This window comes from Bartonella sp. AC70YNML, from assembly GCF_042196545.1.
GTDB lineage: Bacteria > Pseudomonadota > Alphaproteobacteria > Rhizobiales > Rhizobiaceae > Bartonella.
In genome coordinates this window covers 1-1,211 of record NZ_JBHIQK010000044.1, presented here as the reverse complement: position 1 = coordinate 1,211, position 1,211 = coordinate 1, and the positions used below count along the sequence as shown (strand labels likewise).

At 31.7% G+C, this 1,211-nt stretch carries 1 pseudogene; it reads right to left on the bottom strand.

The window, feature by feature from the left end:
• Positions 1 to 847: 847 nt before the first annotated feature.
• A pseudogene (locus ACFIMU_RS08640) lies at positions 848 to 1,211 on the bottom strand (hypothetical protein); the annotation flags it as partial.

The window sequence follows — 1,211 nt, the reverse complement described above, 5'->3', positions numbered from 1 at the left end:
TGGGGGCAGCTATTAAGACAAAGATAAGCAAACAAACTTCAAAACCATTGTAACATCATAAGGTATGGGTTTTTACTCAATTTTGAGTCAAAAGCTGTAATATTTAAGAATGCTCTATTCTAAGGTAACATCCCCAAAATGGACCGGCTAATATTTAAAGAAATTAGGTTTTAATGAAAAGTACAAATACGCTTATGAGAACCTCTTTAAGTGCACGTTTAAACGTTTGAAACATAAAATGAGATCTTTATAAGAAACGTTAAAACTTTTTTTTATTACAGTTATAACTTAGTTATCATTTGCTCTTAAGAACGTTTCATTTATGAGAAAACTAAGATTTAGCTTTCACAGCAGAAAAAATTTAAAAACCTTACATTTTATAAAAGCGTTTGTTTATTTATCTTATGAAAAGCTGCTTTTAAAAACCAATGCTTGCAAGCTAAAAAGAACGTTTTTTGCAGATATTTATTGAATATGCATTTGCTTTTGATTGGATTGATAAAGCTACCGAGCATTTTGATTTGTTTGATACGTTTAATAGCCATAACAAGCATTTATAGGCTCTGTAATTCAAATGAGTGATTAAAGATCATACGCACATTTACGTTTCTTTTGATAAGTTTTCATATCTCTCATAGAGCGCTTGCAATATGATACGTTTTGTATATATGCATTCATTACTCCATTGTGGATGATTCATTTTAATCATTAGAATAGACATTTGAAAGCCGCGTCATATCATTTGACACGGCTTTTTTTATGAATGCTATCTTTTATGAGATGTTTATAGTAATGCATTTTATATGCGTTTATAACCATAAAGAATGCACGCCCCCCATACCTGTTTTTATTCTGTTTTATCAGTTATATTGATAACATTATCTCTTTCATACACCTCACAATTTTTTGGAACCAACCTTACTTTGCTTTTTTTGTTGATTTTTGCATTGCCATAAACACGCCCCCAGATCGTTGCACAATATGAGATTTTAGCATTGCCATAAACAGAGCCATAAATCTCACAAGAGCCACTCACACAAGCATTTCCATAAACCTTGCCATAAATTTTAGCACGACCATTAATAACAGCATAATTATAAACTTTTGCATGGCTATAAATGCAAGCAGAGCCACAAACCTTGGCATGACCATAAACGCGTGCATAACTAAAAACCGTAGCATCATAAGAAACATGCGCATGGTCATAAATA